Source organism: Shewanella xiamenensis, from assembly GCF_024971755.1.
In the GTDB taxonomy this organism is placed as follows: domain Bacteria; phylum Pseudomonadota; class Gammaproteobacteria; order Enterobacterales; family Shewanellaceae; genus Shewanella; species Shewanella xiamenensis.
Genome location: NZ_CP079718.1, coordinates 2,147,914 through 2,171,389 on the forward strand (window position 1 = coordinate 2,147,914; position 23,476 = coordinate 2,171,389).

Genomic DNA, 23,476 nt, shown 5'->3' on the forward strand with positions numbered 1-23,476 from the left:
CAGAAGTTTTGAGTTAACAAGAATGAGTAATTGTTACAAGGATTGTATTTAAATTGGATTGAGTTAGAGCCAAAGCGCACTGGATGGCATGCATCCAGTGCGATAAGGAGGATTATTCAGGTGCGACCACAGGATTACGGTAGGCTTCACGGTACTTATCGACCCACATGGCGGTGGCGCCACAAATAGCCACAGGCATCACAATAAAGTTCACCACAGGGATCATCGAAAACAGTGTCACTGTTGCGCCAAAGCTGAAACTGGTGCCGCGGGTTTGATTCAGTGCAAAGCGCATATCCTTGAAGCTCACCTTGTGGTTATCGAAGGGATAGTCGCAGTATTGAATCGCCATCATCCAAGCGCTGAATAAAAACCACAGAATAGGCGCCAAGGTTTGCCCGACCATTGGCACTAAAAATAGCAGTAAAAATACCAATGCACGGGGCAGATAGTATTTCAGCTTGATCCATTCACGGCCAAGAATGCGCGGTAAGTCTTTGACTAAGTCCATGCCTGAACCGGTATGCATGGGTTTGCCGGTTAATAGTTGTTCAACCTTTTCGGCCAGTAAGCCATTAAAAGGCGCGGCTAGCCAGTTCATCACTGAGCTAAACACAAAGGCTAGCATCACCAACATAGTGACAACCGCCAGTGGCCAGAGCAGAAAGTTAAGCCAGCTTAAATACTCAGGCAGTTGGGCATTCATCCAAGTAAAGAGCAGATCGAGCTGACCGACAGCCACATAAATTACGGCGGCAAAAAGTAACAGGTTAATCATTAAAGGAATAAATACAAAAGTACGAAGACCTTTACGTGTGATCAAACCAAAGCCATCGAGAAAATAATTCACACCACTTTTAGCCTGTGAGGGCGAGGGAAATTTCTGTGTCATATCGTCATTCCAAAAAGTTGAGATACAGCGCGGGAGACAGATAACTGCGATTGTGATCAACTCGTCGCGAGATGACAAGCTAAAAGCCGCATGAATTCAATAAAAAGCGTTACAAAATGCAGCTTGCTTTGCTAAAGTTGGCCTCAGAATTCTATGACACGACTCGGGCTAATATTGGCCTGCACCGATATCTGCCATCGCCCTGATGGCTTTTTAAACTGAGACGCGCTAACTGGCACTATGAGATTAAAACAAATAAAACTTGCCGGCTTTAAGTCGTTTGTCGATCCCACCAAAATTCCGTTTTTACAGGCATTAAGCGCCATTATTGGCCCAAATGGCTGCGGTAAATCGAACGTGATTGACGCTGTGCGCTGGGTGTTAGGCGAAAGCTCGGCCAAACATTTGCGCGGCGACTCCATGAGTGACGTGATTTTTAACGGCTCCAGCGCCCGTAAACCTGTGTCTGTGGCAGGCGTTGAACTGGTGTTTGAAAATAAAGAAGGCCGCCTTGCGGGCCAATACGCCAGTTATGAAGAAATCTCGGTAAAACGTCAGGTGAGCCGTGACGGCGAGTCTTGGTATTTTCTCAACGGCCAAAAGTGTCGCCGCAAAGACATCACAGATCTATTTATGGGCACCGGGCTTGGACCGCGCAGCTATGCCATTATCGAACAGGGCACGATTTCACGTTTAATCGAATCTAAACCCCAAGACTTACGTACTTTTATCGAAGAGGCTGCGGGGATTTCTCGCTATAAAGAACGGCGGCGTGAAACGGAAAATCGTATTCGTCACACCCGTGAAAACTTAGAGCGTTTAGGGGATATTCGCAGTGAGTTAGCCAAACAACTGGAAAAGCTCAGTCAGCAGGCTAAAGCCGCAACACAATATCGCGAGCTAAAGCAGGCTGAGCGTAAAACCCATGCTGAATTGCTGGTGATGCGCTACCAAGAGCTGCAAAGCCAGATGACGAGTTTATCGGAGCAGATTAGCTCGCTCGAGCTGCAACAAGCGGCAGCGCAATCCTTAGCGCAAACTAGTGAGTTAGAAAGCACTGAGCTGCAAGTTACGCTTTCACAGTTAGCCGAGCAAGAGCAGCAGGCGGTCGAAGCCTATTATCTAACGGGTACTGAAATCGCAAAGCTTGAGCAACAGTTACAGAGCCAAAAGCAGCGCGACGCCCAGCTAAATACTCAGCTCGAGCAATTGAGCGAGCAAATCACCCAAAACCAAGCCAAATTAGCCGCTTATCAAGCCAGTTTTCAAGCGCTTGAGCTAGAGCTTAGCCAACTTGCGCCGCAACATGAGTTGCAGCAAGAAATGCTCGATGAGCTGCAAGCCCAGTGGGAGATGAGTGTTTCGCGCAGTGAGGCACAGAGTGAAAGCGCCAGAGTGCTGGCGGCGGCAACCGCTCAGCATAAGCTGCAATTAGAATTACACCGCAGCAAACTGGCGCATCAGCAGCAATTAAATGCCCATAAAACCCAGTTACACCAAGAACAACAGCAAGAGTTAGCCTCACTCAATGAGCATGCCCTTGAAGATAACAGCGCATCACTCAATGACGAGATTACCCAGTTAGAGCAAGCATTAGCTGAACAAGTTGCAATTAATCAAGAGTTTGAATCCACTCTGGCTACCGATACTCACGCGTTAGATTTGGCGCGAGGTGAGTTTGAGCTGTTATCGCAGCGTTTAACTTCGATGCGGGCGCGCTTCGAACTGGTTGAACAATGGCTGGCAAAACAAGAAGAGTTAAGTGATAAGCCGCAGCTGTGGCAAAGCATTCAAGTGGAAAACGGCTGGGAAGCCGCGGCAGAGCTGGCGCTGCAGGGATTAATGACGCTGCCCGTGGGCGTTGACGCCAATGAGATAGGGTTTTATGCCGATGCTGCCTTGGCGGCGGATGCGCATCTCGATGGTTCTCCCATCTTAGGGACAAAATTGAACCTTGCCCCTTGGCTTAAGGGACTTAAATGGGCCGATAATCTGGCCAGCGCACAAGCACAGCTGTCGAGCTTGGCGGCCGATGAGCGAATTGTGACCGCTGATGGTTATCTGCTCGGCAAAGGTTTTTTGATTGCCAAACAAGACAATAGCCAATCGTTAGTGCAACTGAGTAAAGAACAAACTCAATTAAGCGAAGCGATTAATGAGTGTGAGCAGGCGCGGGTAATACAGCAGTCAAAGCTCGATGCGTTGGCGCAGCAATTAACCCAAGTGCGTGACAGCTTAAGCCAAGGTATCAAACGCTTACACCAATTACAGCTCGATAAAGCCACCAAATCTACCCAGCTTAATAACGTAGAGGCCCAGGCCAAGCAGCGCGAAGTTAAACGGGGACAACTAGCAGAAACCGTTGCGCGAACGCGCAATGAGTTAGCCGAGCTGGCTGAGCAGTTAATGCTGCTTTCGGAACAAGAGGATGAATTGGCGGAGGCGCTAGCGTTAAGCCTTGAGAAACAGCAACAACAAAGCCTTGAAGCCCAAGGGGATTTAGCACGTCACCAAGCGCTAAAGGCACAAATTAGCGATGCCGAGCGCCGCTTAGCGAGTCTCAATGCTAGTCTGCAATCGGTCACTACTCGGATGGCGGTGAGCACAGAACAAATTGAATTACAGCGGGTACGTGTCAGTGAATTAGTCCACTCACAGGAAACACTGTCAGCCCAACTTGCCAGTGTTGTCGCACAGCAGGGTGATCAGCAAACGGCAAAGCTGAGTGAACAACTGGCGCAGCTACTCAATCAGCAACAGAGTCAGCAACAGGCACTTAAAACGCTCAGGGCACAACAAAGTTCGCTCACTGAAACGCTAAACAGTATAGGATTAAAGCAAAAACAAGAGCTTGGTAAGCTTGAGGGCTTGACTCAAAGCCTCAGCACGTTAAAGTTACGTCGTGAGGGATTAAAAGGGCAGGCTGACAGCCAGTTGGCAGCCCTGGCGGAACAGCAAATTGTGCTTGCTCAGGTGATTGATTCGCTGCCTAGCGATGGTCAGCCAGATAAGTGGCAGCGTGATTTGGATCAGATCCGGCAAAAAATTATCCGTTTAGGTGCGATAAACCTCGCGGCGATCGAAGAATTTGAGCAACAAAGTGAGCGAAAATCCTATTTGGATCATCAAGATGAAGATCTCAATAAAGGGCTTGCAACACTAGAAGAAGCCATTCGTAAAATCGATAAGGAGACCCGCACCCGCTTTAAAGCCACATTTGATGCTGTCAACGAGGATTTAGGGCGATTGTTCCCCAAGGTGTTTGGTGGCGGGCGTGCCTACCTTGCGCTAACGGAAGACGATTTATTAGAAACGGGCGTGACCATCATGGCCCAGCCGCCAGGTAAGAAGAACAGCACAATCCATCTTCTTTCCGGTGGTGAAAAAGCCCTAACGGCTTTATCATTGGTATTCGCGATTTTCAGGTTGAATCCAGCTCCCTTCTGTATGTTAGACGAAGTGGATGCGCCCTTAGACGATGCCAACGTAGAACGTTTCTGCCGATTATTGAAGGAGATGTCGCAGAGCGTACAGTTTATCTATATCAGCCATAACAAAATTACGATGGAGATGGCTGATCAACTTATCGGTGTGACTATGCATGAGCCGGGTGTATCCCGTATAGTCGCAGTAGATTTAGAGCAAGCGGTGGCGATGGCCGACGCGTGATAACTAGAAGAAAGACAGGGTAACCAATGGAAGATTTGCAACTAGTTTTGTTCGTTTTAGGCGCCATAGCCATAGTTGCTGTGCTGGTGCATGGATTTTGGTCTATCAGAAGACAACAGCCTAAGTCATTGAAAGATAGTCCGATGGGCAATTTCTACAAAAAGCAGGCAGAGCGTGGCGAGGCTGCCCCCAAGCGTATCGATGCCGATGGTTTCGACGCCGATGGTATAGGCGCCGTCAGAGTTCGTAAAGCGAATGAAGCTCATACCCCAGAGGCACCTGCGTTTAACCCTTATTTAAAGCAAGAAGCCAAAGCACAACCGCAACCAGTGGAACCCGTTCAAGTTGAACCTAAACCACTGTTTAAGCAAGAACCAAGCATGGCGCAGCCCGACTTTAATTTGCAATCACCGAGTGTGAAAGAGCAACACCGCGGCCCTAAAGCATCGCGCCAAGAGCCAGTATTGCAAAGCCATACAGCGCATTTAAATCAAGCTCACGTTGGCCAATCCCATGCGGCGATAGTGGCGCAAAAGGCGGCTGAAGAGCAACGTGCCCAAGTGCAAATGCCTACCCAAACCGCGTTGTTTGATGATGAAGAGGCGTATGAAGAAGAGCAACCTAAAGCCGTTGAACAGGCCGATGATGATTTAGGTGAACCACGTGATGTACTCGTACTGCACGTAGTGGCGAAAGAAGGTCAGCAACTTAATGGTGCCGAATTATTACCTTGCTTTTTAACCCTTAACTTTAAATATGGCGATATGAATATTTTCCATCGTCATGTGGATAATGCGGGTAATGATAAGGTGTTGTTCTCCATTGCTAATATGGTAAAACCTGGTGTTTTTGACCCAGACAATATGGAACAATTCAGCACCCAAGGCGTGGTGTTCTTTATGACTTTACCTTGCTACGGCGATGCGCTAATGAATTTCTCTATCATGCTTAACTCGGCGCGCCAATTGGCGGATGATATCGACGCGGTTGTGCTCGATGGTCAGCGTCAACCTTGGGGCGAGTTTACTAAGCAAGATTATTTACACCGCATTCGCGCAAACGCTTAATGCACCGCCGCGAGACCGCGGTGATGGACAGATGGGGCCGCTAAATGCGGCCTCATTTTTTGCAACTTTTTGATGCTTAAGAATTCTGGATAATGAATATGCAAGACATTCAACTCGATAAACGCCTATCTGAACTGCTTTCACAAGCTGTTACGTCGGAAAATGCGCAGCCATTGATGCAGGCGCTCTGCCAATCTCTGAATGAACACAATATTCGTTACTATGTCGACGATGCGCCAAGCATTACTGACTCAGAATACGACAGATTAATGCAGCGGCTGAAACAGCTTGAGGCCGAGTATCCTCAGTTTGTTGCTGCCGATTCGCCTACCCAAAGAGTGGGCGGCATGGCGCTGGCAAAGTTTGAACAAATTACTCACCTTAAACCCATGTTAAGTCTTGATAATGCCTTCGATGAGGCGGACTTTAGCGCATTTCATAAGCGTGTCAGCGACAGAGTGGGGCAAGTGAGTTTTTGCTGTGAGCCGAAACTCGATGGTTTGGCGGTGAGCATTTTGTATCGCAATGGGCTGCTTGAGCGCGCCGCGACCCGTGGCGATGGTACCGTTGGCGAAGATATTACCGAAAACGTTAAAACCATTAAGTCTATTCCGCTCAAACTGCGTGGTGACAACTATCCCGAATTGGTTGAAGTGCGCGGCGAAGCCTTTATGCCCAAGGCGGCATTTGAGGCGCTAAATGAGCGTGCACGCTTAAAGGATGAAAAACTGTTTGTGAATCCGCGTAATGCGGCGGCGGGCAGCTTACGTCAGCTCGACAGTAAAATTACCGCGTCACGGGCGCTGTCTTTTTATGCCTACGCCTTAGGTGTGGTGGAGCCGACTTCCCACGAGTTAGCTAAGACGCATTACGAGCAATTGCAGCAACTTAAATCTTGGGGGCTGCCAGTCAGTAGCGAGATTAAAGTCTGCGACGAACTCAGCCAAGTATTTGCCTACTATCAAGATATATTGACTCGCCGCAGCGATTTACCCTTTGAAATCGATGGTGTGGTAATGAAGGTGAACGATATCGCACAGCAGCAAACCTTAGGGTTTGTGGCCAAATCTCCCCGCTGGGCAATTGCCTATAAATTCCCCGCGCAAGAAGAAATGACGCTGCTCGAAGGCGTAGATTTTCAAGTGGGCCGCACCGGCGCGGTGACGCCGGTCGCACGCCTAAAACCTGTGTTTGTCGGCGGCGTGACGGTATCGAACGCCACTTTGCACAATGCCGATGAAATCGAGCGTTTAGGTGTGATGGTGGGCGATACCGTGATTATCCGCCGCGCCGGCGATGTGATCCCGCAAATTGTGGCCATAGTGCCAGAGCGTCGCTCTGAAGATGCTAAGGCGATTACCTTCCCGCAACATTGTCCCGTTTGCGGCAGTTTGGTTGAGCGATTAGAAGGTGAGGCCGTGGCGCGTTGTAGCGGCGGCTTATTCTGTGAGGCGCAGCGTAAAGAGGCGATCAAACATTTTGCCTCCCGTAAGGCATTAGATATCGACGGCATGGGCGATAAAATCGTCGAGCAGTTGATTGATAAGGAGTTGGTTCAAAGCCCGGCGGACTTATTTAAACTTACCGCCTCTATGATGACTATGCTGGACCGTATGGGAATGAAGTCGGCCACCAATCTTGCGCTGGCGATTGAAGCGGCTAAAACCACGACTTTGCCTCGTTTCCTCTATGCCTTAGGCATTCGAGAGGTGGGGGAGGCCACAGCGGCGAACCTTGCGACTCACTTTGGTAGTCTAGAGGCACTGCGCGTAGCTACCATTGAGCAACTCATTCAAGTTGAAGATATTGGTGAAGTGGTTGCCCAGCACGTAGCGCATTTCTTTGCTCAGCCCCATAACCTAGAGGTGATCGATGCTTTGATTGCGGCTGGTGTCAACTGGCCTGCGATTGCAGCGCCAAGTGCCGATGAACAACCATTGAAGGGGCAGACTTGGGTGTTAACGGGTACCTTAAATCAACTCAACCGTAACGATGCTAAGGCGCAGTTACAGGCCTTAGGCGCCAAAGTCGCGGGCAGTGTGTCGAAAAATACCGATTGCTTAGTGGCGGGTGAAGCTGCAGGCTCCAAGCTTGCCAAAGCGCAGGAGCTAGGCGTGAAGGTGATTGGCGAAGACGAATTGCTCGCGCTGCTCGCTGCCAATACCTAAGTTTGATTTGATGAGTAAAACGCCTTGCTTAGCAAGGCGTTTTTGTTGAGGGTTCATCTTGATTGGGCGCGGTTTTCTGGCGGAGCCATGATAAACTTGATCTATCAGCGGATTGCACCGATAGCAATCATTGTGCGCTTATAAAAAGGAAAACCTATGACAGATCTCAGTGATATTCGCCGTGAATACACCAAAGGTGGCTTAAGACGCGCCGATTTACCCCAAAACCCGATGCAGTTATTTGAATTGTGGATGACACAAGCCAGAGATGCGCAGCTGAGTGATCCTACCGCGATGTGTGTTGCCACAGTGGATGAACATGGCCAACCTTTTCAACGAATTGTACTGTTAAAGCGTTTTGATGAAACAGGTTTTGTGTTCTTCACTAACTTGGGCAGTCGCAAGGCACAGCAGATTGCGGCCAATAATAAAGTGAGTCTACATTTTCCTTGGCATCCGATTGAACGCCAAGTGTCGATTCTCGGTGAGGCGCAGCCGCTTTCTACCGCCGAAGTGCTGAAATACTTTATGACCCGCCCCAAGGATAGCCAGATTGCCGCTTGGGTTTCGCAGCAGTCGAGCAAACTGAGTGCCAGACAAGTGCTCGAAGGTAAGTTCTTTGAAATGAAAGCGAAATTTGCTAAGGGCGATGTACCATTGCCGAGCTTTTGGGGCGGTTACTTAGTTAAGCCGTCAAGTATTGAGTTTTGGCAAGGTGGAGAGCATCGCTTGCATGACCGCTTTCTCTACACTCGCCAAGCGGATGAATGGATGATTGACCGTTTAGCACCCTAATGGCTTTAGGAGCTTAATGTGGAACAGTATAAGATTTGGGTGGATGCCGATGCTTGCCCAAACCCAATTAAAGAGATTTTATTTCGCGCAGCTGAGCGAAAGGCGCTGCCGCTAGTGCTGGTGGCGAACCAAATGCTACGGGTGCCACCGTCACCGTATATCAGTCAAGTGCGTGTTGGCTCAGGCTTTGATGTGGCGGATCAATACATTGTCGACCATGTTGAGGCCACACATTTAGTCATCACTGCCGATATCCCGTTGGCGGCGCAAGTGATCGAAAAGGGCGCGCTGGCGCTCAACCCCCGCGGTGAACTCTACACCACTGACAATATTCGCCAAAAGCTTACGATGCGTGATTTTATGGAAGATTTACGTTCATCGGGTGTACATACAGGTGGACCTGATACTTTGTCTGCGGCCGATAAGCAGGCTTTTGCCAATAGTTTAGACAAATGGCTTGTGCGGGTAAAATGATAGTTCACTGGTCGCTAATCAATAAAAAGAGTATCTTTAGTGAAGCTTAGGTGATCTTTGTCACGGTTTGCTAAGTGCTGAGCAGCTTTGTACTTCATAACAAGGAGCTGCTGCTGGGTCTTACAACTCACAATTGAGGATGGATACGATGAATAAATGGATAGGAATCGCGGCATTATCGACGTTGATCAGCTTCAGCTCCGTTGCCCAATGGCAAGTGATTGAGCAGGATTCTAGGGTCAGTTTCGTGTCGGTAAAAAAGGGGGATATTGCTGAGGTTCATCATTTTAAGCAGCTAAAAGGTACTCTGAAGGATACTGGCCAATTTGAGCTAACAATTCCGCTGATAAGCGTAGCAACGGGTATTGATGTGCGTGATGAGCGTATGCAGCACTTATTGTTTGAAGTGTCATTGTATCCTGAACTTAACTTGAGTGCCCAAGTCGATAGTCAAATGCTCAAAGCGCTTGCAGTGGATGAGTCAAAGGTTGTTGACATCGAGGGCAAAATTGCCCTGCATGGAAAACAGCAAACAAAAACTTTTTCGGTAATTTTGACCAAAGTATCTGATAATAAACTGATGGTTAGTAGTTTTCAGCCGATAATTATCAATGCCAATGAATTTGGCTTGGTTGCAGGGGTTGATAAGTTGCGTGATATTGCAGGTTTATCTAGTATTAGCCAAGCCGTTCCGGTGTCGTTTGTACTAACCTTAACTCAGTAACAACAATAAGATTGGTTTAGATCAATACGTCAGCTGTTGTATTTAAGATAAGGTTATGAGGTGGCTGACGTATAATGCTCATACTGACCACTTAATGGGTGGATGTTGAGGCTTTTTAGATGTTAACAGTGTCCTTAATGGCGCTCGATTTAGTTGTTTTAAGGGTTAAAAATGGTCACAGATAAAGACGGTTACATGCATTTAATCCAGTATTTGACTGAGCATCTTGGCTTGTTCGAAACGCCTGATACCCAAAATGTGTCCGACGATACTGTGATGGAATTGTTTGAGGAACAATTATCCGCGCAGATTATTATGGTCTGTGGTCAAAATCCGTCACTCTCCTTTAGTGAGCGTAATACCATTATCCGTGAGGTCGATGCCATTGTGTATGATCTCGAGGAAATTCTCGCCTCTGTAGCCAATCATAGGGCAACACCTGAGCAAACGCTGTTTATCACTGAATTTTCAGGACTCATCAAAAATTTATTCGATCAAGAGATCGCAAAATTTCAATCCCATGCTTAATGTTTGAGTCTAGTCATCGGGTTACTCCCATTGCTTGTCGTTAGCTCTTGGGAATTGGAGTCGTGTTTTAATCCCGTTCCTTGCCTTCAGCAATTGCATATTGGTTTTTCCATCATGGCTTGTCTCTTCACACTGGATTGATTGCCGTTGTTAGTAACAACCCTTTGTGCTCATTTTTCTGTTTTCTGTCGATATTCGCACAAAAGCCTATGTGGTTAGGGGAGATAAGCTATCACTCTGCTTATTTTGCTTTCCGAGTCGTAGAAAAATCACCAGTTGTTTAAGCATCTTTGCTTACAGGGTATATCTTTACTCTATAACGATATTTTTGGGTGATATACGAAGGGAGATGCATGATGTTAACCATATGTCCTAGCTATGCCGATGATTTATTAACCATTGCTGTTTCCGGTCAGGTAACGCATCAGGATATTGAAACCATTTTGTTTCCGGCCATTGAAGCCAAGTTATTGGATCATGCTTGTATTCGTTTATGGTATGAATTTAGTGCTGATTTTATGGGTATTACAGTTGGAGCACTTTGGGACGATGCTTTACTCAGTGTGTTCCATTTCAGTGATTTCGCGCGGGTAGTGATGATTGCGGACACGCAAATGCTTGGGACTATGGTCAATACGTTAGCTTTTATGTTGCCTTGTCCGGTTAAAGTCTTTGGCGAAAATGAGCGTGTACTGGCTAAGGAATGGCTAGACGACGCCAAAGTGATTGCACTGTAACAGAGAGTAACTGCTCGGATTGTTGATGCTTAATTTGTAAAGCATAGAGCAGGGCGGCAAAGAGCTGTTACACCGTAGCCAACGGCCAATGGCACTCGATTTGAGTGCCTAGATTGAGTTCGCTGTTCACGATTAGCTCGCCATTTAACTCATATTTTATCCACAAATTGAGGCAGGATAGCGTTCCTGTGCATTGTCTTTGAAGTATGTCATGCCTGAGTTGCTCAAGATGAGCTGTCGAGATCCCCACACCATTATCCTGTAGCAGTATATGTAATTCATTACCTCGTTTATCGAGTTGCAACAGTATTTCGCGATGTTGATGATGCTCTTTAAATGCGTGTTGTAGAGTGTTATTAAGCAATCGATAGAAAAACTGCAAATACTGCCAAGCATTACCATCGATAATTAATAGTTCATCGCAGTTAAGATTTACTTTCACCTGTGCTTTGAGTAATTGTGGCTGTAATAGGCTGAGCAAATGTTGGAGAAACTGTGCTAAATGGAGCGGGCGTATTTCACTATGTTGATCAGTAAATAGCTGCGATATTTGTCTTAATCTTACGGCCTGTTGACTCATGAGATGCACCGCTTTAGCAGACTGGTCGATATATTCATCTTGACGAATCTGACATACTTGAGCGAGGAGGCGATCCTGCTCTTGCATCATTTGATTAATCACTTCGGCGAGGAAGTGCTGCATGAGTTTTAGACTTTGCTGTTTATTGAGGTTGAGTTGGATTTGCTGTGTAATTTCATGATTGAGCTCACCTATCTGCTCCCTCATTAAGGCGAGTTCTTGCTGGGCTAACTGAGTTAGATGTTGCTGTTCCTTCATTTGTTGCTGTTGTTGTTCTAGCAGTTTTTCTTGTGCTTTCTCTTGGCGCTTTTTGAGATCCACATTAAAGCCAATTGCACCAACGCCAATAGAATTATCTTCATCATCTCGGATATCAAACTTAGTCATCTGGTAAATAATTTCACCACGGGGAGTTGGTATTGGCTCTTCAAAATGCAGAGCATCGTGGCGATGGTTTACCCGTTGATCGTTCTGTTGGTAGAGTTGAGCGAGAGGAGCTGGGAAGAGTTCAAAATCCATGGCACCAATAATTTTTCGCCGTTCGATACCGAGTACTTCACAATATTTATGATTGACCAAGGTGTATCTGCCATTTAAGTCTTTGATATAAATGATGGTAGATGCAAAGTCTAATAAAGATCTTAATTGTTCCTTATGTCGATTCAATTCCTGTTGAACATGTTGTTGACTAAGTAACTGTTGTTCCAGTGCGAGATTGCTGGCATCTAAACTCGCCATAGCGATTTCAAGCTGTTGAGTACGCGATAAAAAAGTCTTTGCGAGTAATCCGACTTCGTCATGGCGCTCTTTGGCTTTGAGTTCGATGGAGGCAGAGTCATTGCGTTTAAGCGCTCTGACCATTTCCATTATAGGAGCCATGATTAGCCTATGTTGCAGTATGAACAAGGATATAAGGCCTAGCATTTGGATTGCGACTAAAGAAAGCCCCACCTTTTCAATCAGTTTTTTAGCGGTGTCTTGTAACGGTGCGACTGGTGTGACGACTAAAATTTTCCAATAAGTATGGGGCATAAGAAAAACAGAAACGAGTGAAGGCGCCTTTAGGACAGGATCCATTGTCAATGCGATTGAAGCGATACGTCGGGGGGTTGTGAAATGGTTTTTCGCGTTGTCATTCACAATTGCAGAGAGCATTTCTCGCTCATTATCGCTGCTTAATCGAGTGAGATTATCCATTTGCTCTTGAGTAAAAACGCGCTCAGCAATTGCTTGGTCGATAAAACTGCGATCTGCCAACTGAAGCGCTGATGCTATAGGAGTAAAAGCGTGCTCTACTTTAGCTAACGCATCAAAGCTCATTAAATGGTGTGTCGTATCAGACTGAGATTGGCGTGTATTATCACGATTAGGAAAAGCCAGTATTTGATTTTGATGGTCAATAGCCACGACATAGCCACTGACATCCAACATGGCATTGCGTAACAGCTGGTTGAGTTTTTCTAGACTAATATCCGTGGTAGCTGCACCGATAAATTGATGATCTACCCACATGGCGCTTGATGCGGTAACCATAGGTTCATGGGTTGTGGGATCGACATAGGATTTAGACCAAAAGACTTTACCTGCGGGGAAAAAACGGGTTGGTCGATACCATTCTTCAGTGTGATAACTTGGGAAGTTATCACTGTTGTAGCTGTCTATCGCAACCAACTCACCGCGAATATTGTGCGCCCAAAACAAGCTGTCACGGAACTTTTGCCGATTAAATGCGCCTGGCTCAGGCCAAATACCGCCACCAGAGATGATGTCTTTTTGACTTTCTATCGAAAGTAAAACGGGAATACTTTTACTGAGCTGTTCAGGTTCATGGCGGTAGAGCATGGCGATTTGACTAATCGCATTCACTTGATTTTCGACTTGTGAGGTCATCTCCTGCAGTTTAGCAATAATTATTTGACCGTGATTCTGATTAAGCAACGTCTGTTGCTCACTGATTTGTTGGGTCTGGATATTAAGGATGACCCAAGCAGTACTGAAAATCAGTATGCTGGCGATGATGAGTTGGAGCAAGCTGAGCTTAAACGGCAGGCTTTTTTGCCATTGGGTTAACGAGGCTTGTGGCGCAATGATAGGCCGTTTATCCATGTTATACGGGGTCCAAATGCCGCGATCATTGAGCCAGTTTAGCTTTTTTTGATCTAATTGCCATTGGCTTAAATCAAAGTTAAGTCATAACACTAACTAAAGTTATAAATGGAGAGGCATAAAAATAAGGCAGACCTTAAGTCTGCCTATTGAAACTTATTTATAGAGTGACGGCTTATCTGAGCCGCTGAGAATTGGCACAATAAATAGTAATAACATCACTAGATAACCACTAAAGGCAACGACCATCCATTCGGCCATTGTCACTCCCATAAATTGCCATGGTACATCGGTACACATACCCGTCGGCATCATGATGGCAGGAAACCATTCATGCAGTGGCATCCAGGCTGGAAATTCGGGTAAAAACGAGCAGGTAGAAAATGGTGAGGGATTGTTTTGCATATCCACTAAGGCTAATGCTAGCTTTAGGCCCCATGTGGCGCTTATTGCCCAACCCAGTGCACCCAAAATTCGAACGATACGGTACTTTGGCACCGTCATTCCCACAAGTCCTGCAGCCAAAATACCGAATACAGCGAGTCTTTGGTAGATACACATCACACAGGGATCTAATTTCATCACGTATTGAAAATATAAAGCGGCCGCTTCAAGGACAATCGCAGAGCCTGTCAGAATAAACCAAGATGCACGGGAATGGGCAAAGCGAGTGAATGCTGTCAAAAGTGAACTCCATATCAACAAAAAACGCCCTTGAAGATAGGGCGTTTGTTTGACTGTACTGAACTCATAAAGTTCAGTCAACTCTGATATTTATGTTAGTGAGCTGCCGCAGGCGCTAAGGCTTCCTTAACACTGTGGTGCAAAATTGCATGGGAATCATAGAAATACTGCGTCATTTGCTCTAAGAAACCCATTTGAATCGCCATTACACCCACAACCGATAGGACGATCGTGTAAGGCAATGCCATCCATACCATTCTGCCGTAGGACAAGCGGATGAGTGGTGCAAGTGCTGATGTCAGTAAGAACAGGAATGCAGCTTGACCATTGGGTGTTGCAACTGAAGGCAAGTTAGTTCCAGTGTTAATCGCCACAGCCAACAGGTCGAATTGATCGCGGGTAATTTGACCATTAATCAAAGCCGCTTTGACTTCGTTAATGTAGACCGTCCCCACAAACACGTTATCACTGACCATAGAGAGTAAACCGTTAGCAATATAGAAAATCACTAATTGGGTATTGCCTTCGTGGTTCAGCGCCCATTGGATCACGGGAGCAAATAGTTGTTGATCAATAATCACTGCGACCACGGCAAAGAATACCGCTAACAGCGCCGTAAAGGGGAGAGCTTCTTCGAAGGCTTTTCCTAGGGCATGTTCATCGGTAATACCGTTAAACGCAGTGGCTAAAATAATCACGGATAAACCAATCAAGCCGACAGAGGCTAAATGTAACGCAAGACCTGCAATCAACCAAACCCCAATAATGGCTTGAACAATAAGCTTCATTTTATCTTTATTGGTACGACGTGAATCTTCATAGGCTGCATAGTCACAGAGGATTTTATGAACAGCATCAGGTAATTGCGCACCGTATCCAAAGATACGGAATTTTTCGACTAAGTAGCAGGTTAAGATACCAGCAATCAGGACCGGCACGGTAACTGGTGACATACGAATTGCAAATTCACCAAACTGCCAGTTAGCTTGGGCGGCAATAATTAAGTTTTGTGGTTCGCCCACCATAGTACACACGCCACCTAATGCGGTACCGACGCCTGCGTGCATCAATAGGTTACGTAAGAAGCCACGGAAAGACTCCAGCTCAGCTTCGTTGAGTTGGGCATCACCTTCCTCGTTTTTATCTTCTGAGGTATGGTCATGATCAGCAGAGAAATCTTTACCCGAGGCAACTTTGTGGTAAATAGAGTAAAAGCCCACTGCAACGGTAATAATTACTGCAATAACGGTTAAAGCATCTAAAAAGGCGGATAGGAATGCTGAAGCTAAACAAAACATTAAAGACACTAAGATTTTAGATCGGACTTTGGTGATCATCTTAGTAAATACGAATAGCAGCAGTTGCTTCATGAAGTAAATGCCAGCCACCATGAACACTAGCAATAATAACACTTCAAGGTTAGCTTCAATTTCGTGTAGCACTTGACTGGCTGAAGTCATGCCAATTGCAACCGCTTCGATGGCTAACAAACCGCCGGGTTGTAATGGATAGCATTTTAGCGCCATTGCTAGGGTGAAAATAAATTCAAGCACTAATACCCAACCAGCCACAAAGGGACTGACATAGAAAAAGAGTATTGGATTGATTATTAAAAACGACAGTATTGCGATCTTGTACCACTTAGGTGAGTTACCTAAGAAGTTTCCAATAAACGCCTGACTCATTGTCATCGGCATGGCATCCTCTCTTCTAATTATGTTTTAAATTTCACAAGTTATTGTTAGTGACATATGTTTTAGGATTCAGTCTAGCCTAAAGAGAATGCTAATGTAACGAGTTACTCAAACCCAGATTTCAAAAAGCGGAGCTAATCGGCAAAATTGGTACAATTGCTATTGATTTGTGTCGATTTATTAAACATTTTTGTGACAATTGTACGCTGATGAAGCGGGGAGTTTCAGTCAATGGTTTCCATTTTTTACCTCTCTGGTATGATCAGTGACCATTATTAAAGCACAACAACTGGATAAGTGGGCTGATGATTATCAATGCCAAAGGACCTGCAAGTTTTGCAGAGAAGTATATTGTAAGATCGATTTGGGAAAATAAGTTTCCTCCAGGGTCCATTTTACCGGCTGAACGTGAGCTTTCTGAATTGATCGGCGTGACCCGGACGACGTTGCGTGAGGTGTTACAGCGTTTAGCGCGTGATGGTTGGTTGAAAATTCAACATGGCAAGCCGACTCGTGTCAATAATTTTTGGGAAACTTCGGGTCTGAATATTCTTGAGACGATTGCAGATCTCAACCCTGAGGGCTTCCCTGTACTAGTGGACCAATTACTCTCTGCTCGTACCAATGTGAGTGCAATTTATTTCCGTGGCGCACTGCGCAACAGCCCTGATACTGCGATGGAAGTATTGGCTAAAATCCATCAGTTAGAGGATACCGCTGAATCTTTTGCCGAGTATGATTATCTGTTGCATCATACGTTAGCGTTCTCATCGGGTAATCCGCTTTATGTATTGATCTTGAATGGCTTTAAGGGACTATATAGTCGAGTTGGGCGTTACTATTTTAGTAGTCCAGAGGCTCGTCAGTTGGCACTTAATTTTTATAAAGAGTTAGAACTGTTAGCGAAAGCGAAAAACTATCTCGATGTGCCTGCATTAATGCGTACCTATGGGATCAATAGTGGCAAAATGTGGCTGCAATTGCGTGATGATATGCCGTCTTCAATTGCTCAACAGGATTCGCATTCGTAGCTGACACTGAGCATTCACTATCTGGGTGCTTGTTAACATCAGGTCAAATAAAATATGAAAGCCGTTTTCGCTAAAACGGCTTTTTTGTATGTTGTCTTACCACGGGTTATCAGTCCGCTTTGGGCTGCTCTGGGCATGTAGCTAATAATGTAATACTATTATCAGCGTTGGCTTGTTCAAGGCTAACACTAAAACCCCAAAGACGGTGCAGATGCTTGAGCACTTCTTTGTAGCTATTAGCAAGCGGGATATCTTTGTTGGGAACATACCTTAGCGTAAGGGATCTGTCGCCGTTTATTTCAACATTATGCACTTGAATATTGGGTTCAATATTAGACAAATTGTACTGCTGCGATAATAAGTTACGAATATCTTGATAGCCCTGTTCATCGTGGATGGCGGATACGGATAAATAGTTACGTTTTTCATCATCATGGATGCCAAACAGCTTGAATTGACGGATCACTCTTGGTGACAGGTATTGGCTGATAAAACTCTCATCCTTAAAGTTCTGCATCGCAAAGTGTAGGGTTTCGAGCCAATTACTCCCCGCAATATCCGGAAACCAGGCTTTGTCTTCATCAGTCGGAGCCTCACAGATGCGCCTAATATCGGTAAACATCGCAAACCCTAGGGCATAGGGATTGATACCGCTGTAGTATCGGCTGTTATATTCAGGCTGCGCTACGACGCCCGTATGGCTTTGCAAAAACTCCATCATAAAGCGGTCAGTGACAACACCATCATCGTATAAATGATTCAAAATAGTGTAGTGCCAAAAGGTTGCCCACCCCTCATTCATGACTTGTGTTTGTTTTTGCGGATAAAAATATTGTGCCATTTTGCGTACGATCCGGATAATTTCCCGCTGCCAAGGCTCCAGTAGCGGTGCATTTTTTTCGATAAAGTACAGAATATTCTCCTGCGGTTCCGCAGGGAATCGGCGTTTTGTGGTTGAAGGTTGCTGTTGTTGATAGGTAGGAATGGTTCGCCACAGATCGTTTACTTGACTTTGCAGATAGGCTTCGCGGTCTTTTTGCCTCGCTTGTTCTTCCCTAAAAGAGATTTCAGCAGGGCGTTTATATCTATCAACGCCATAGTTCATTAAGGCGTGGCAGGAGTCAATCACGCTTTCAACTTGCTCGACACCGTATTTTTGCTCGCAATCGCTGATATAGTTTTTAGCGAACACCAAATAGTCGATAATCGAACTCGCATCGGTCCAGGTTTTAAATAGGTAATTGTTTTTAAAAAAACTATTATGTCCAAAACAGGCGTGCGCCATCACTAATGCTTGCATCGTGATGGTGTTTTCTTCCATGAGATAGGCGATGCAAGGGTTGGAGTTGATCACGATTTCATAGGCGAGCCCCATTTGCCCACGTTTGTAGCCTTGTTCGGTCTCAATAAAGCGTTTGCCGAAAGACCAATGGGTATAGCCTATGGGCATCCCAATACCAGCATAGGCATCCATCATCTGCTCTGCGGTGATGATTTCGATTTGATTCGGATAGGCGTTTAATTTGTAAATTGCTGCCACCCGTTCAATTTCCTTTAAATAACTTTGTAGCAGCTCAAAGCTCCAGTCTGGACCATCGCTTAAGGCTGTACGTGTTTTTGCTTCTTTAATCCCCATAGAGCCCCCTTAAACCGCCTGTTTTTTAAATAATTCTCTAAAGACAGGGTAGATATCTTCGGCTTGACGAATATGTTGTACCGCTATGTTGTCGTAGTGTTGTTTTAGGGATTCGTATTCACGCCACAGGGTTTGATGAGCACGATTGGTGATTTCGATGTAGCTGTAATAGCGCACCAGTGGCAATATTTTTTGTTCTAACCATTGCCTACAGGTTGGTGAATCGTCGGCCCAATTGTCGCCGTCGGATGCTTGCGCGGCGTAAATATTCCACTCATTGGCAGGGTAACGCGCCTGTTGAATTTCGTGCATTAATTTCAAGGCGCTCGACACTATGGTGCCGCCAGTTTCCTGGGAATAGAAGAACTGATGTTCGTCTACTTCCTTCGCTTGGGTATGGTGACGGATATAGACCACCTCGAGGTTTTTGTAGGTACGAGTGAGGAACAAGTACAGCAAGATATAGAAACGTTTCGCCATATCTTTTGTCGCTTGATCCATCGAGCCTGACACGTCCATTAAGCAGAACATGACCGCTTGGCTTGAGGGCACCTCGCGCCTTGCAAAGTTGTTGAAGCGTAAGTCAAAGGTATCGATAAACGGTACTTTAGCAATCTTCTGCTTTAACTCCTCAATTTGTGCTTTTAAATCCAAAATCAGCTCAGCTTTTGTTCCAGGTATATTTTCAAGCTCTGCCAGTTCCTGTTCCAACTTTTTGAGCAATTTCTTTTTACTCGCCGACATGGCGATACGGCGCGCCAAGGATGAACGCAGTGAGCGCACAATATTGATATTGGCAGGCACCCCATCATTGGTGAATCCCGCACGGTAGATTTGATACTCAACGAGCTTGTTGAGACGGTTTTTTTGTAGATTCGGTAGCTCTAAATCTTCAAATAACAACTCAAGGTATTCATCCTTTGAGATTTCAAATGCAAAGTCATCATTACCTTCACCTGAATCGGAGGCATCACCTTTACCCGCTCCGCCGCCAGCACCTCCCGGTGGTCTGTCAATTTTATCGCCACGGGTGAATTGGTCATTCCCTGGGTGAACTCTGTCTCTTACGCCTCCTTTACCTTGATGGAACATAGGTTCACTGATATCCCGTGTGGGAATACTGATTTTTTCACCTTTATCTACATCCGTTACACTGCGACGCGTGACGGCATCGCTGACGGCTTTTTTGATTTGTTGCTTATATCGGTTGATAAAGCGTTGGCGGTTGACTGTGCTTTTTCCTTTCGCATTCAATCGCCTATCGATAAAGTTCGCCATACGCACCTCCCAAATCCCAGCGAAGGCTTTGGCAAGACCAAAGCCTCGTTTTTAGTGAGCGCAAGTTTTAAGAGGATTTACGAACCCGTAAATACCACTCAGACAGGAGTCTGACTTGTTTTTTGGTATAGCCTTTCTCCATCATTCGATTGACAAAATCATCGTGTTTACGTTGATCGTCAGTCGAGGTTTTGGCGTTAAAGGAAATGACTGGCAGTAAGTCCTCTGTATTCGAGAACATTTTCTTCTCAATCACCGTGCGTAGTTTTTCATAGCTGGTCCACAGTGGGTTATGGCCCTCATGACTTGCGCGAGCGCGCAGGACAAAGTTGACAATTTCGTTACGGAAATCTTTTGGATTACTGATGCCCGCAGGTTTTTCGATTTTTTCAAGTTCGGCATTCAGTGCGGCGCGGTCAAACAACTGGCCCGTTTCTGGATCGCGATATTCTTGATCCTGAATCCAAAAATCGGCATAGGTGACATAACGGTCGAAGATATTTTGGCCGTATTCAGAGTAGGACTCTAAATAGGCGGTTTGGATTTCTTTACCGATAAATTCGACATATTTAGGAATTAAGTAGCCTTTTAAAAACTCCAGATAACGTTCGGCGGTATCGCTAGGGAATTGCTCCTGCTCAATTTGCCGTTCAAGCACATAGAATAAATGCACTGGATTAGCGGCAATTTCGGAATGGTCAAAGTTAAATACCCGTGACAGGATCTTAAAGGCAAAACGGGTAGAAAGACCGTTCATTCCCTCATCGACGCCTGCATAATCGCGATATTCTTGGTAGGATTTTGCTTTAGGATCAGTATCTTTTAAGCTCTCACCATCATAAACTCGCATTTTCGAGTAGATAGAAGAGTTTTCTGGGACTTTGAGCCTTGATAGTACGCTAAATTGCGCTAGGGTTTCTATGGTTCCGGGGGCGCAAGGTGCTTGAGATAGCTCGGAATTTTGTATGAGCTTTTTGTAAATCTGCAGTTCTTCCGATACCCGTAGACAATAGGGCACTTTGACAATATAAACCCTGTCGAGGAAGGCTTCGTTGTTCTTGTTATTTTTAAAGGTTGACCATTCTGACTCATTAGAGTGTGCCAAAATAATCCCGCTATAGGGCAGGGCAGACAAGCCTTCCGTGCCGTTATAGTTACCTTCTTGCGTCGCGGTCAGCAGTGGATGTAGCACCTTAATCGGCGCCTTAAACATTTCCACAAACTCCATTATCCCTTGGTTAGCGCGGCATAATGCGCCAGAGTAGGCATAGGCATCGGCATCGTCTTGGGAGTAATGTTCCAGTTGACGAATATCAACCTTACCCACCAAAGAGGAAATATCTTGGTTGTTCTCATCCCCAGGCTCAGTTTTGGCAATTGCCAATTGATCGAGAATAGAGGGATAGACTTTGACCACGCGGAATTTAGAAATATCGCCACCAAACTCGTGCAGACGTTTCACCGCCCAAGGTGACATGATGGTTTTGAGATAACGGCTGGGAATATTGAATTCATCCCGCAATAGTTGACCATCTTCGTCCACATCAAAGAGACAGAAGGGATGATCATTCACCGGGCTTCTTACCCCATTAGCGCTCAGAATATAAATGGGCACTTTTTGCATCAATGATTTAAGTTTTTCTGCCAGTGATGACTTACCGCCACCCACTGGGCCGAGTAAGTATAAAATTTGCTTAGATTCTTCTAAGCCTTGGGCCGAATGTTTTAGGTAGGCGACGATTTGCTCAATCGCATCTTCCATACCGTAAAAGTCTTTAAATGCGGGATAGCGTGAGATGAGACGATTCGAAAAGATACGGCTTAGGGTTGGATTTTTAGCTGTATCGATAATTTCAGCATCACCGATGGCGAGCAGTAATCGCTCAGATGCTGACATATAAGCACTGCGATCTTCTTTACAGATATCCAGAAATTCCTGCAAAGTGTATTCTTCATCGAGTTTTTGTTCGTAGCGCTTTTGGTAATGCTCGAAAATGCCCATATAAACCCCCTGAAACGCCAGTGATGTTATGGAAGGGATAACTGATTTTTCAGTTTCCTACACTAATCTTAGACACAAACTTGCTTGCTGTGTCAAAAAATATCAAATAAAAACAATAACAAATGATTGCAATTGCAATTATTGCACTTGTAGTTATCAGGTGAAGTTTAATGGGAAGTCGAAGATGGATCATTTTTGAGGTAATAAAAAAGAGCCACTTGGGCTCTTTTTAAGGATCGCTGAGAGAAGATTAACCCGCGAAGTTTTGGTTCACGAAGTCCCAGTTAACTAATTGCCAGAAGTGGGCCAAGTAGTCAGGGCGTACGTTACGGTAATCGATGTAGTAAGCGTGTTCCCACACGTCAACAGTCAGGATTGGTGTCACAGTGCTGTCAGTCAGAGGAGTTGCAGCATTGCTAGTGTTGACGATAGCAACAGTGCCATCGGCTTTTTTCACTAACCAAGTCCAAGCGCTACCAAAGTTGTTTACCGCAGAATCGGTAAATTGTGCTTTGAATGCGTCGAATGAGCCGAAAGCCGCGTTGATGGCATCAGCCACAGGACCTGTTGGCTCACCGCCAGCGTTAGGCGCTAAGCAGTTCCAGTAGAAAGTGTGGTTCCAAACTTGAGCTGCGTTGTTAAATACGCCACCAGTAGAAGTTTTGATGATTTCTTCCAAAGATTTACCTGCGAAATCGGTTCCTTCGATCAAACCGTTTAGCTTAACAACGTAGGTGTTGTGATGCTTGCCGTAGTGGTATTCAATGGTTTCTTGAGAAATGTGTGGTTCTAGTGCGTTCTTTGCATATGGTAATGCGGGTAATTCGAAAGCCATTAGTATCTCTCCATGGTCTTAGGTTATCGTTTTTTAAACGTGCTCACTGGACACTATTGTACCGATAAAATTTGTGATGTGAATCATTGTTTGGCTAATTGATTAGATAGGCTTCATCGAAAAACTAATTGCAGGCCATAACCTTACAAACTGTGGGATTTTGTTCTGTGCTTAGCTGTCGTACAATAGCCAGCATTGAGTCAATGTCATCATACTTAGGAATTAAAATGGAAACAGTAGAGAAAATTAAACAGCAGATCGCTGAAAACCCAATCATTGTATACATGAAGGGTTCTCCTAAATTACCTAGCTGTGGTTTTTCATCTCAGGTAGCCCAAATCATGATTAACTGCGGCGAGCAGTTTGCGTTTGTGGATATTCTCCAGCACCCAGATATTCGTGCTGAATTACCTAAGTATGCAAACTGGCCAACCTTCCCACAACTGTGGATTGAAGGCGAGCTGATTGGTGGCTGTGATATCGTGGTTGATATGTACCAAAAAGGCGAATTACAGCCATTAATCAAAGCGACTGCAGAAAAGTACAAAACTGCAGAGTAATTACTCGTCACAGAGC

The 23,476-nt window shown here is 45.5% G+C and carries 18 protein-coding genes; 10 read left to right on the forward strand and 8 right to left on the reverse strand.

Annotated elements, in window-relative coordinates; genetic code table 11:
• Window positions 1-112: 112 nt before the first annotated feature.
• Window positions 113-892, reverse strand: coding sequence for a sulfate transporter CysZ (gene cysZ / locus KXJ80_RS10760; RefSeq protein WP_037426752.1), 780 nt, complete (start codon window positions 890-892; stop codon window positions 113-115).
• Window positions 893-1,132: 240 nt separating this feature from the next.
• Here cysZ and smc point away from each other — a divergent pair, with 240 nt between their 5' ends.
• From smc to KXJ80_RS10800, 8 genes are all read left to right on the forward strand, one after another.
• On the forward strand, window positions 1,133-4,561 hold the full coding sequence (smc, locus tag KXJ80_RS10765; protein WP_218738796.1) for a chromosome segregation protein SMC: 3,429 nt from the start codon (window positions 1,133-1,135) through the stop codon (window positions 4,559-4,561).
• Between the two features lie 26 nt (window positions 4,562-4,587).
• The gene (gene zipA / locus KXJ80_RS10770) at window positions 4,588-5,628 is read left to right on the forward strand and encodes a cell division protein ZipA (RefSeq protein ID WP_259474774.1); all 1,041 of its coding nucleotides are present in this window, start codon (window positions 4,588-4,590) and stop codon (window positions 5,626-5,628) included.
• Window positions 5,629-5,726: 98 nt separating this feature from the next.
• Window positions 5,727-7,796 (forward strand): NAD-dependent DNA ligase LigA, encoded by a 2,070-nt coding sequence (gene ligA / locus KXJ80_RS10775; RefSeq protein WP_218678707.1) that lies wholly within the window; start codon window positions 5,727-5,729, stop codon window positions 7,794-7,796.
• 156 nt (window positions 7,797-7,952) lie between these two features.
• Window positions 7,953-8,591: a pyridoxamine 5'-phosphate oxidase gene (gene pdxH / locus KXJ80_RS10780; protein WP_055648129.1), complete on the forward strand. Its 639-nt coding sequence runs from the start codon at window positions 7,953-7,955 to the stop codon at window positions 8,589-8,591.
• An 18-nt stretch (window positions 8,592-8,609) separates the two neighbouring features.
• Window positions 8,610-9,065, forward strand: a complete 456-nt coding sequence (locus KXJ80_RS10785; RefSeq protein WP_055648128.1) for a YaiI/YqxD family protein — start codon at window positions 8,610-8,612, stop codon at window positions 9,063-9,065.
• A gap of 148 nt (window positions 9,066-9,213) precedes the next feature.
• Entirely contained in the window at window positions 9,214-9,789 is a 576-nt protein-coding gene (locus KXJ80_RS10790; RefSeq protein WP_037419949.1) for a YceI family protein, read from the forward strand.
• A gap of 171 nt (window positions 9,790-9,960) precedes the next feature.
• Entirely contained in the window at window positions 9,961-10,317 is a 357-nt protein-coding gene (locus tag KXJ80_RS10795) for a DUF3802 family protein (protein ID WP_037419846.1), read from the forward strand.
• Between the two features lie 356 nt (window positions 10,318-10,673).
• Window positions 10,674-11,054, forward strand: a complete 381-nt coding sequence (locus tag KXJ80_RS10800) for a SpoIIAA family protein (protein WP_241406966.1) — start codon at window positions 10,674-10,676, stop codon at window positions 11,052-11,054.
• A gap of 67 nt (window positions 11,055-11,121) precedes the next feature.
• On the opposite strand, the gene KXJ80_RS10805 is transcribed toward KXJ80_RS10800, so the two are convergent.
• The 3 genes from KXJ80_RS10805 to nhaB form a co-directional block, all read right to left on the reverse strand.
• The gene (locus KXJ80_RS10805) at window positions 11,122-13,740 is read right to left on the reverse strand and encodes a PAS domain-containing protein (RefSeq protein ID WP_259474775.1); all 2,619 of its coding nucleotides are present in this window, start codon (window positions 13,738-13,740) and stop codon (window positions 11,122-11,124) included.
• A 156-nt stretch (window positions 13,741-13,896) separates the two neighbouring features.
• Window positions 13,897-14,424: a disulfide bond formation protein DsbB gene (gene dsbB, locus KXJ80_RS10810; RefSeq protein WP_055646943.1), complete on the reverse strand. Its 528-nt coding sequence runs from the start codon at window positions 14,422-14,424 to the stop codon at window positions 13,897-13,899.
• A 95-nt stretch (window positions 14,425-14,519) separates the two neighbouring features.
• The gene (gene nhaB, locus KXJ80_RS10815) at window positions 14,520-16,121 is read right to left on the reverse strand and encodes a sodium/proton antiporter NhaB (protein ID WP_218738793.1); all 1,602 of its coding nucleotides are present in this window, start codon (window positions 16,119-16,121) and stop codon (window positions 14,520-14,522) included.
• 302 nt (window positions 16,122-16,423) lie between these two features.
• Between nhaB and fadR the strand changes: the two genes are divergently transcribed.
• The gene (gene fadR, locus KXJ80_RS10820; protein ID WP_037419862.1) at window positions 16,424-17,149 is read left to right on the forward strand and encodes a fatty acid metabolism transcriptional regulator FadR; all 726 of its coding nucleotides are present in this window, start codon (window positions 16,424-16,426) and stop codon (window positions 17,147-17,149) included.
• A gap of 109 nt (window positions 17,150-17,258) precedes the next feature.
• On the opposite strand, the gene KXJ80_RS10825 is transcribed toward fadR, so the two are convergent.
• From KXJ80_RS10825 to sodB, 4 genes are all read right to left on the reverse strand, one after another.
• On the reverse strand, window positions 17,259-18,785 hold the full coding sequence (locus KXJ80_RS10825) for a SpoVR family protein (protein ID WP_037426773.1): 1,527 nt from the start codon (window positions 18,783-18,785) through the stop codon (window positions 17,259-17,261).
• 9 nt (window positions 18,786-18,794) lie between these two features.
• On the reverse strand, window positions 18,795-20,063 hold the full coding sequence (locus KXJ80_RS10830; protein ID WP_218738792.1) for a YeaH/YhbH family protein: 1,269 nt from the start codon (window positions 20,061-20,063) through the stop codon (window positions 18,795-18,797).
• Window positions 20,064-20,130: 67 nt separating this feature from the next.
• Window positions 20,131-22,065, reverse strand: coding sequence for a PrkA family serine protein kinase (locus tag KXJ80_RS10835; RefSeq protein ID WP_037419872.1), 1,935 nt, complete (start codon window positions 22,063-22,065; stop codon window positions 20,131-20,133).
• A gap of 250 nt (window positions 22,066-22,315) precedes the next feature.
• Window positions 22,316-22,900, reverse strand: a complete 585-nt coding sequence (gene sodB / locus KXJ80_RS10840; RefSeq protein ID WP_011622352.1) for a superoxide dismutase [Fe] — start codon at window positions 22,898-22,900, stop codon at window positions 22,316-22,318.
• 227 nt (window positions 22,901-23,127) lie between these two features.
• On the opposite strand from sodB, the gene KXJ80_RS10845 reads away from it, so the two are divergent.
• Window positions 23,128-23,460, forward strand: coding sequence for a Grx4 family monothiol glutaredoxin (locus KXJ80_RS10845; protein ID WP_007649079.1), 333 nt, complete (start codon window positions 23,128-23,130; stop codon window positions 23,458-23,460).
• Window positions 23,461-23,476 lie beyond the last annotated feature (16 nt).

Coding starts and splice junctions, on each gene's coding strand:
- cysZ (WP_037426752.1), bottom strand. CDS start 892: ATGACACAGAAATTTCCCTCGCCCTCACAGGCTAAAAGTGGTGTGAAT.
- smc (WP_218738796.1), top strand. CDS start 1,133: ATGAGATTAAAACAAATAAAACTTGCCGGCTTTAAGTCGTTTGTCGAT.
- zipA (WP_259474774.1), top strand. CDS start 4,588: ATGGAAGATTTGCAACTAGTTTTGTTCGTTTTAGGCGCCATAGCCATA.
- ligA (WP_218678707.1), top strand. CDS start 5,727: ATGCAAGACATTCAACTCGATAAACGCCTATCTGAACTGCTTTCACAA.
- pdxH (WP_055648129.1), top strand. CDS start 7,953: ATGACAGATCTCAGTGATATTCGCCGTGAATACACCAAAGGTGGCTTA.
- KXJ80_RS10790 (WP_037419949.1), top strand. CDS start 9,214: ATGAATAAATGGATAGGAATCGCGGCATTATCGACGTTGATCAGCTTC.
- KXJ80_RS10795 (WP_037419846.1), top strand. CDS start 9,961: ATGGTCACAGATAAAGACGGTTACATGCATTTAATCCAGTATTTGACT.
- KXJ80_RS10800 (WP_241406966.1), top strand. CDS start 10,674: ATGTTAACCATATGTCCTAGCTATGCCGATGATTTATTAACCATTGCT.
- KXJ80_RS10805 (WP_259474775.1), bottom strand. CDS start 13,740: ATGGATAAACGGCCTATCATTGCGCCACAAGCCTCGTTAACCCAATGG.
- nhaB (WP_218738793.1), bottom strand. CDS start 16,121: ATGCCGATGACAATGAGTCAGGCGTTTATTGGAAACTTCTTAGGTAAC.
- fadR (WP_037419862.1), top strand. CDS start 16,424: ATGATTATCAATGCCAAAGGACCTGCAAGTTTTGCAGAGAAGTATATT.
- KXJ80_RS10825 (WP_037426773.1), bottom strand. CDS start 18,785: ATGGGGATTAAAGAAGCAAAAACACGTACAGCCTTAAGCGATGGTCCA.
- KXJ80_RS10830 (WP_218738792.1), bottom strand. CDS start 20,063: ATGGCGAACTTTATCGATAGGCGATTGAATGCGAAAGGAAAAAGCACA.
- KXJ80_RS10835 (WP_037419872.1), bottom strand. CDS start 22,065: ATGGGCATTTTCGAGCATTACCAAAAGCGCTACGAACAAAAACTCGAT.
- sodB (WP_011622352.1), bottom strand. CDS start 22,900: ATGGCTTTCGAATTACCCGCATTACCATATGCAAAGAACGCACTAGAA.
- KXJ80_RS10845 (WP_007649079.1), top strand. CDS start 23,128: ATGGAAACAGTAGAGAAAATTAAACAGCAGATCGCTGAAAACCCAATC.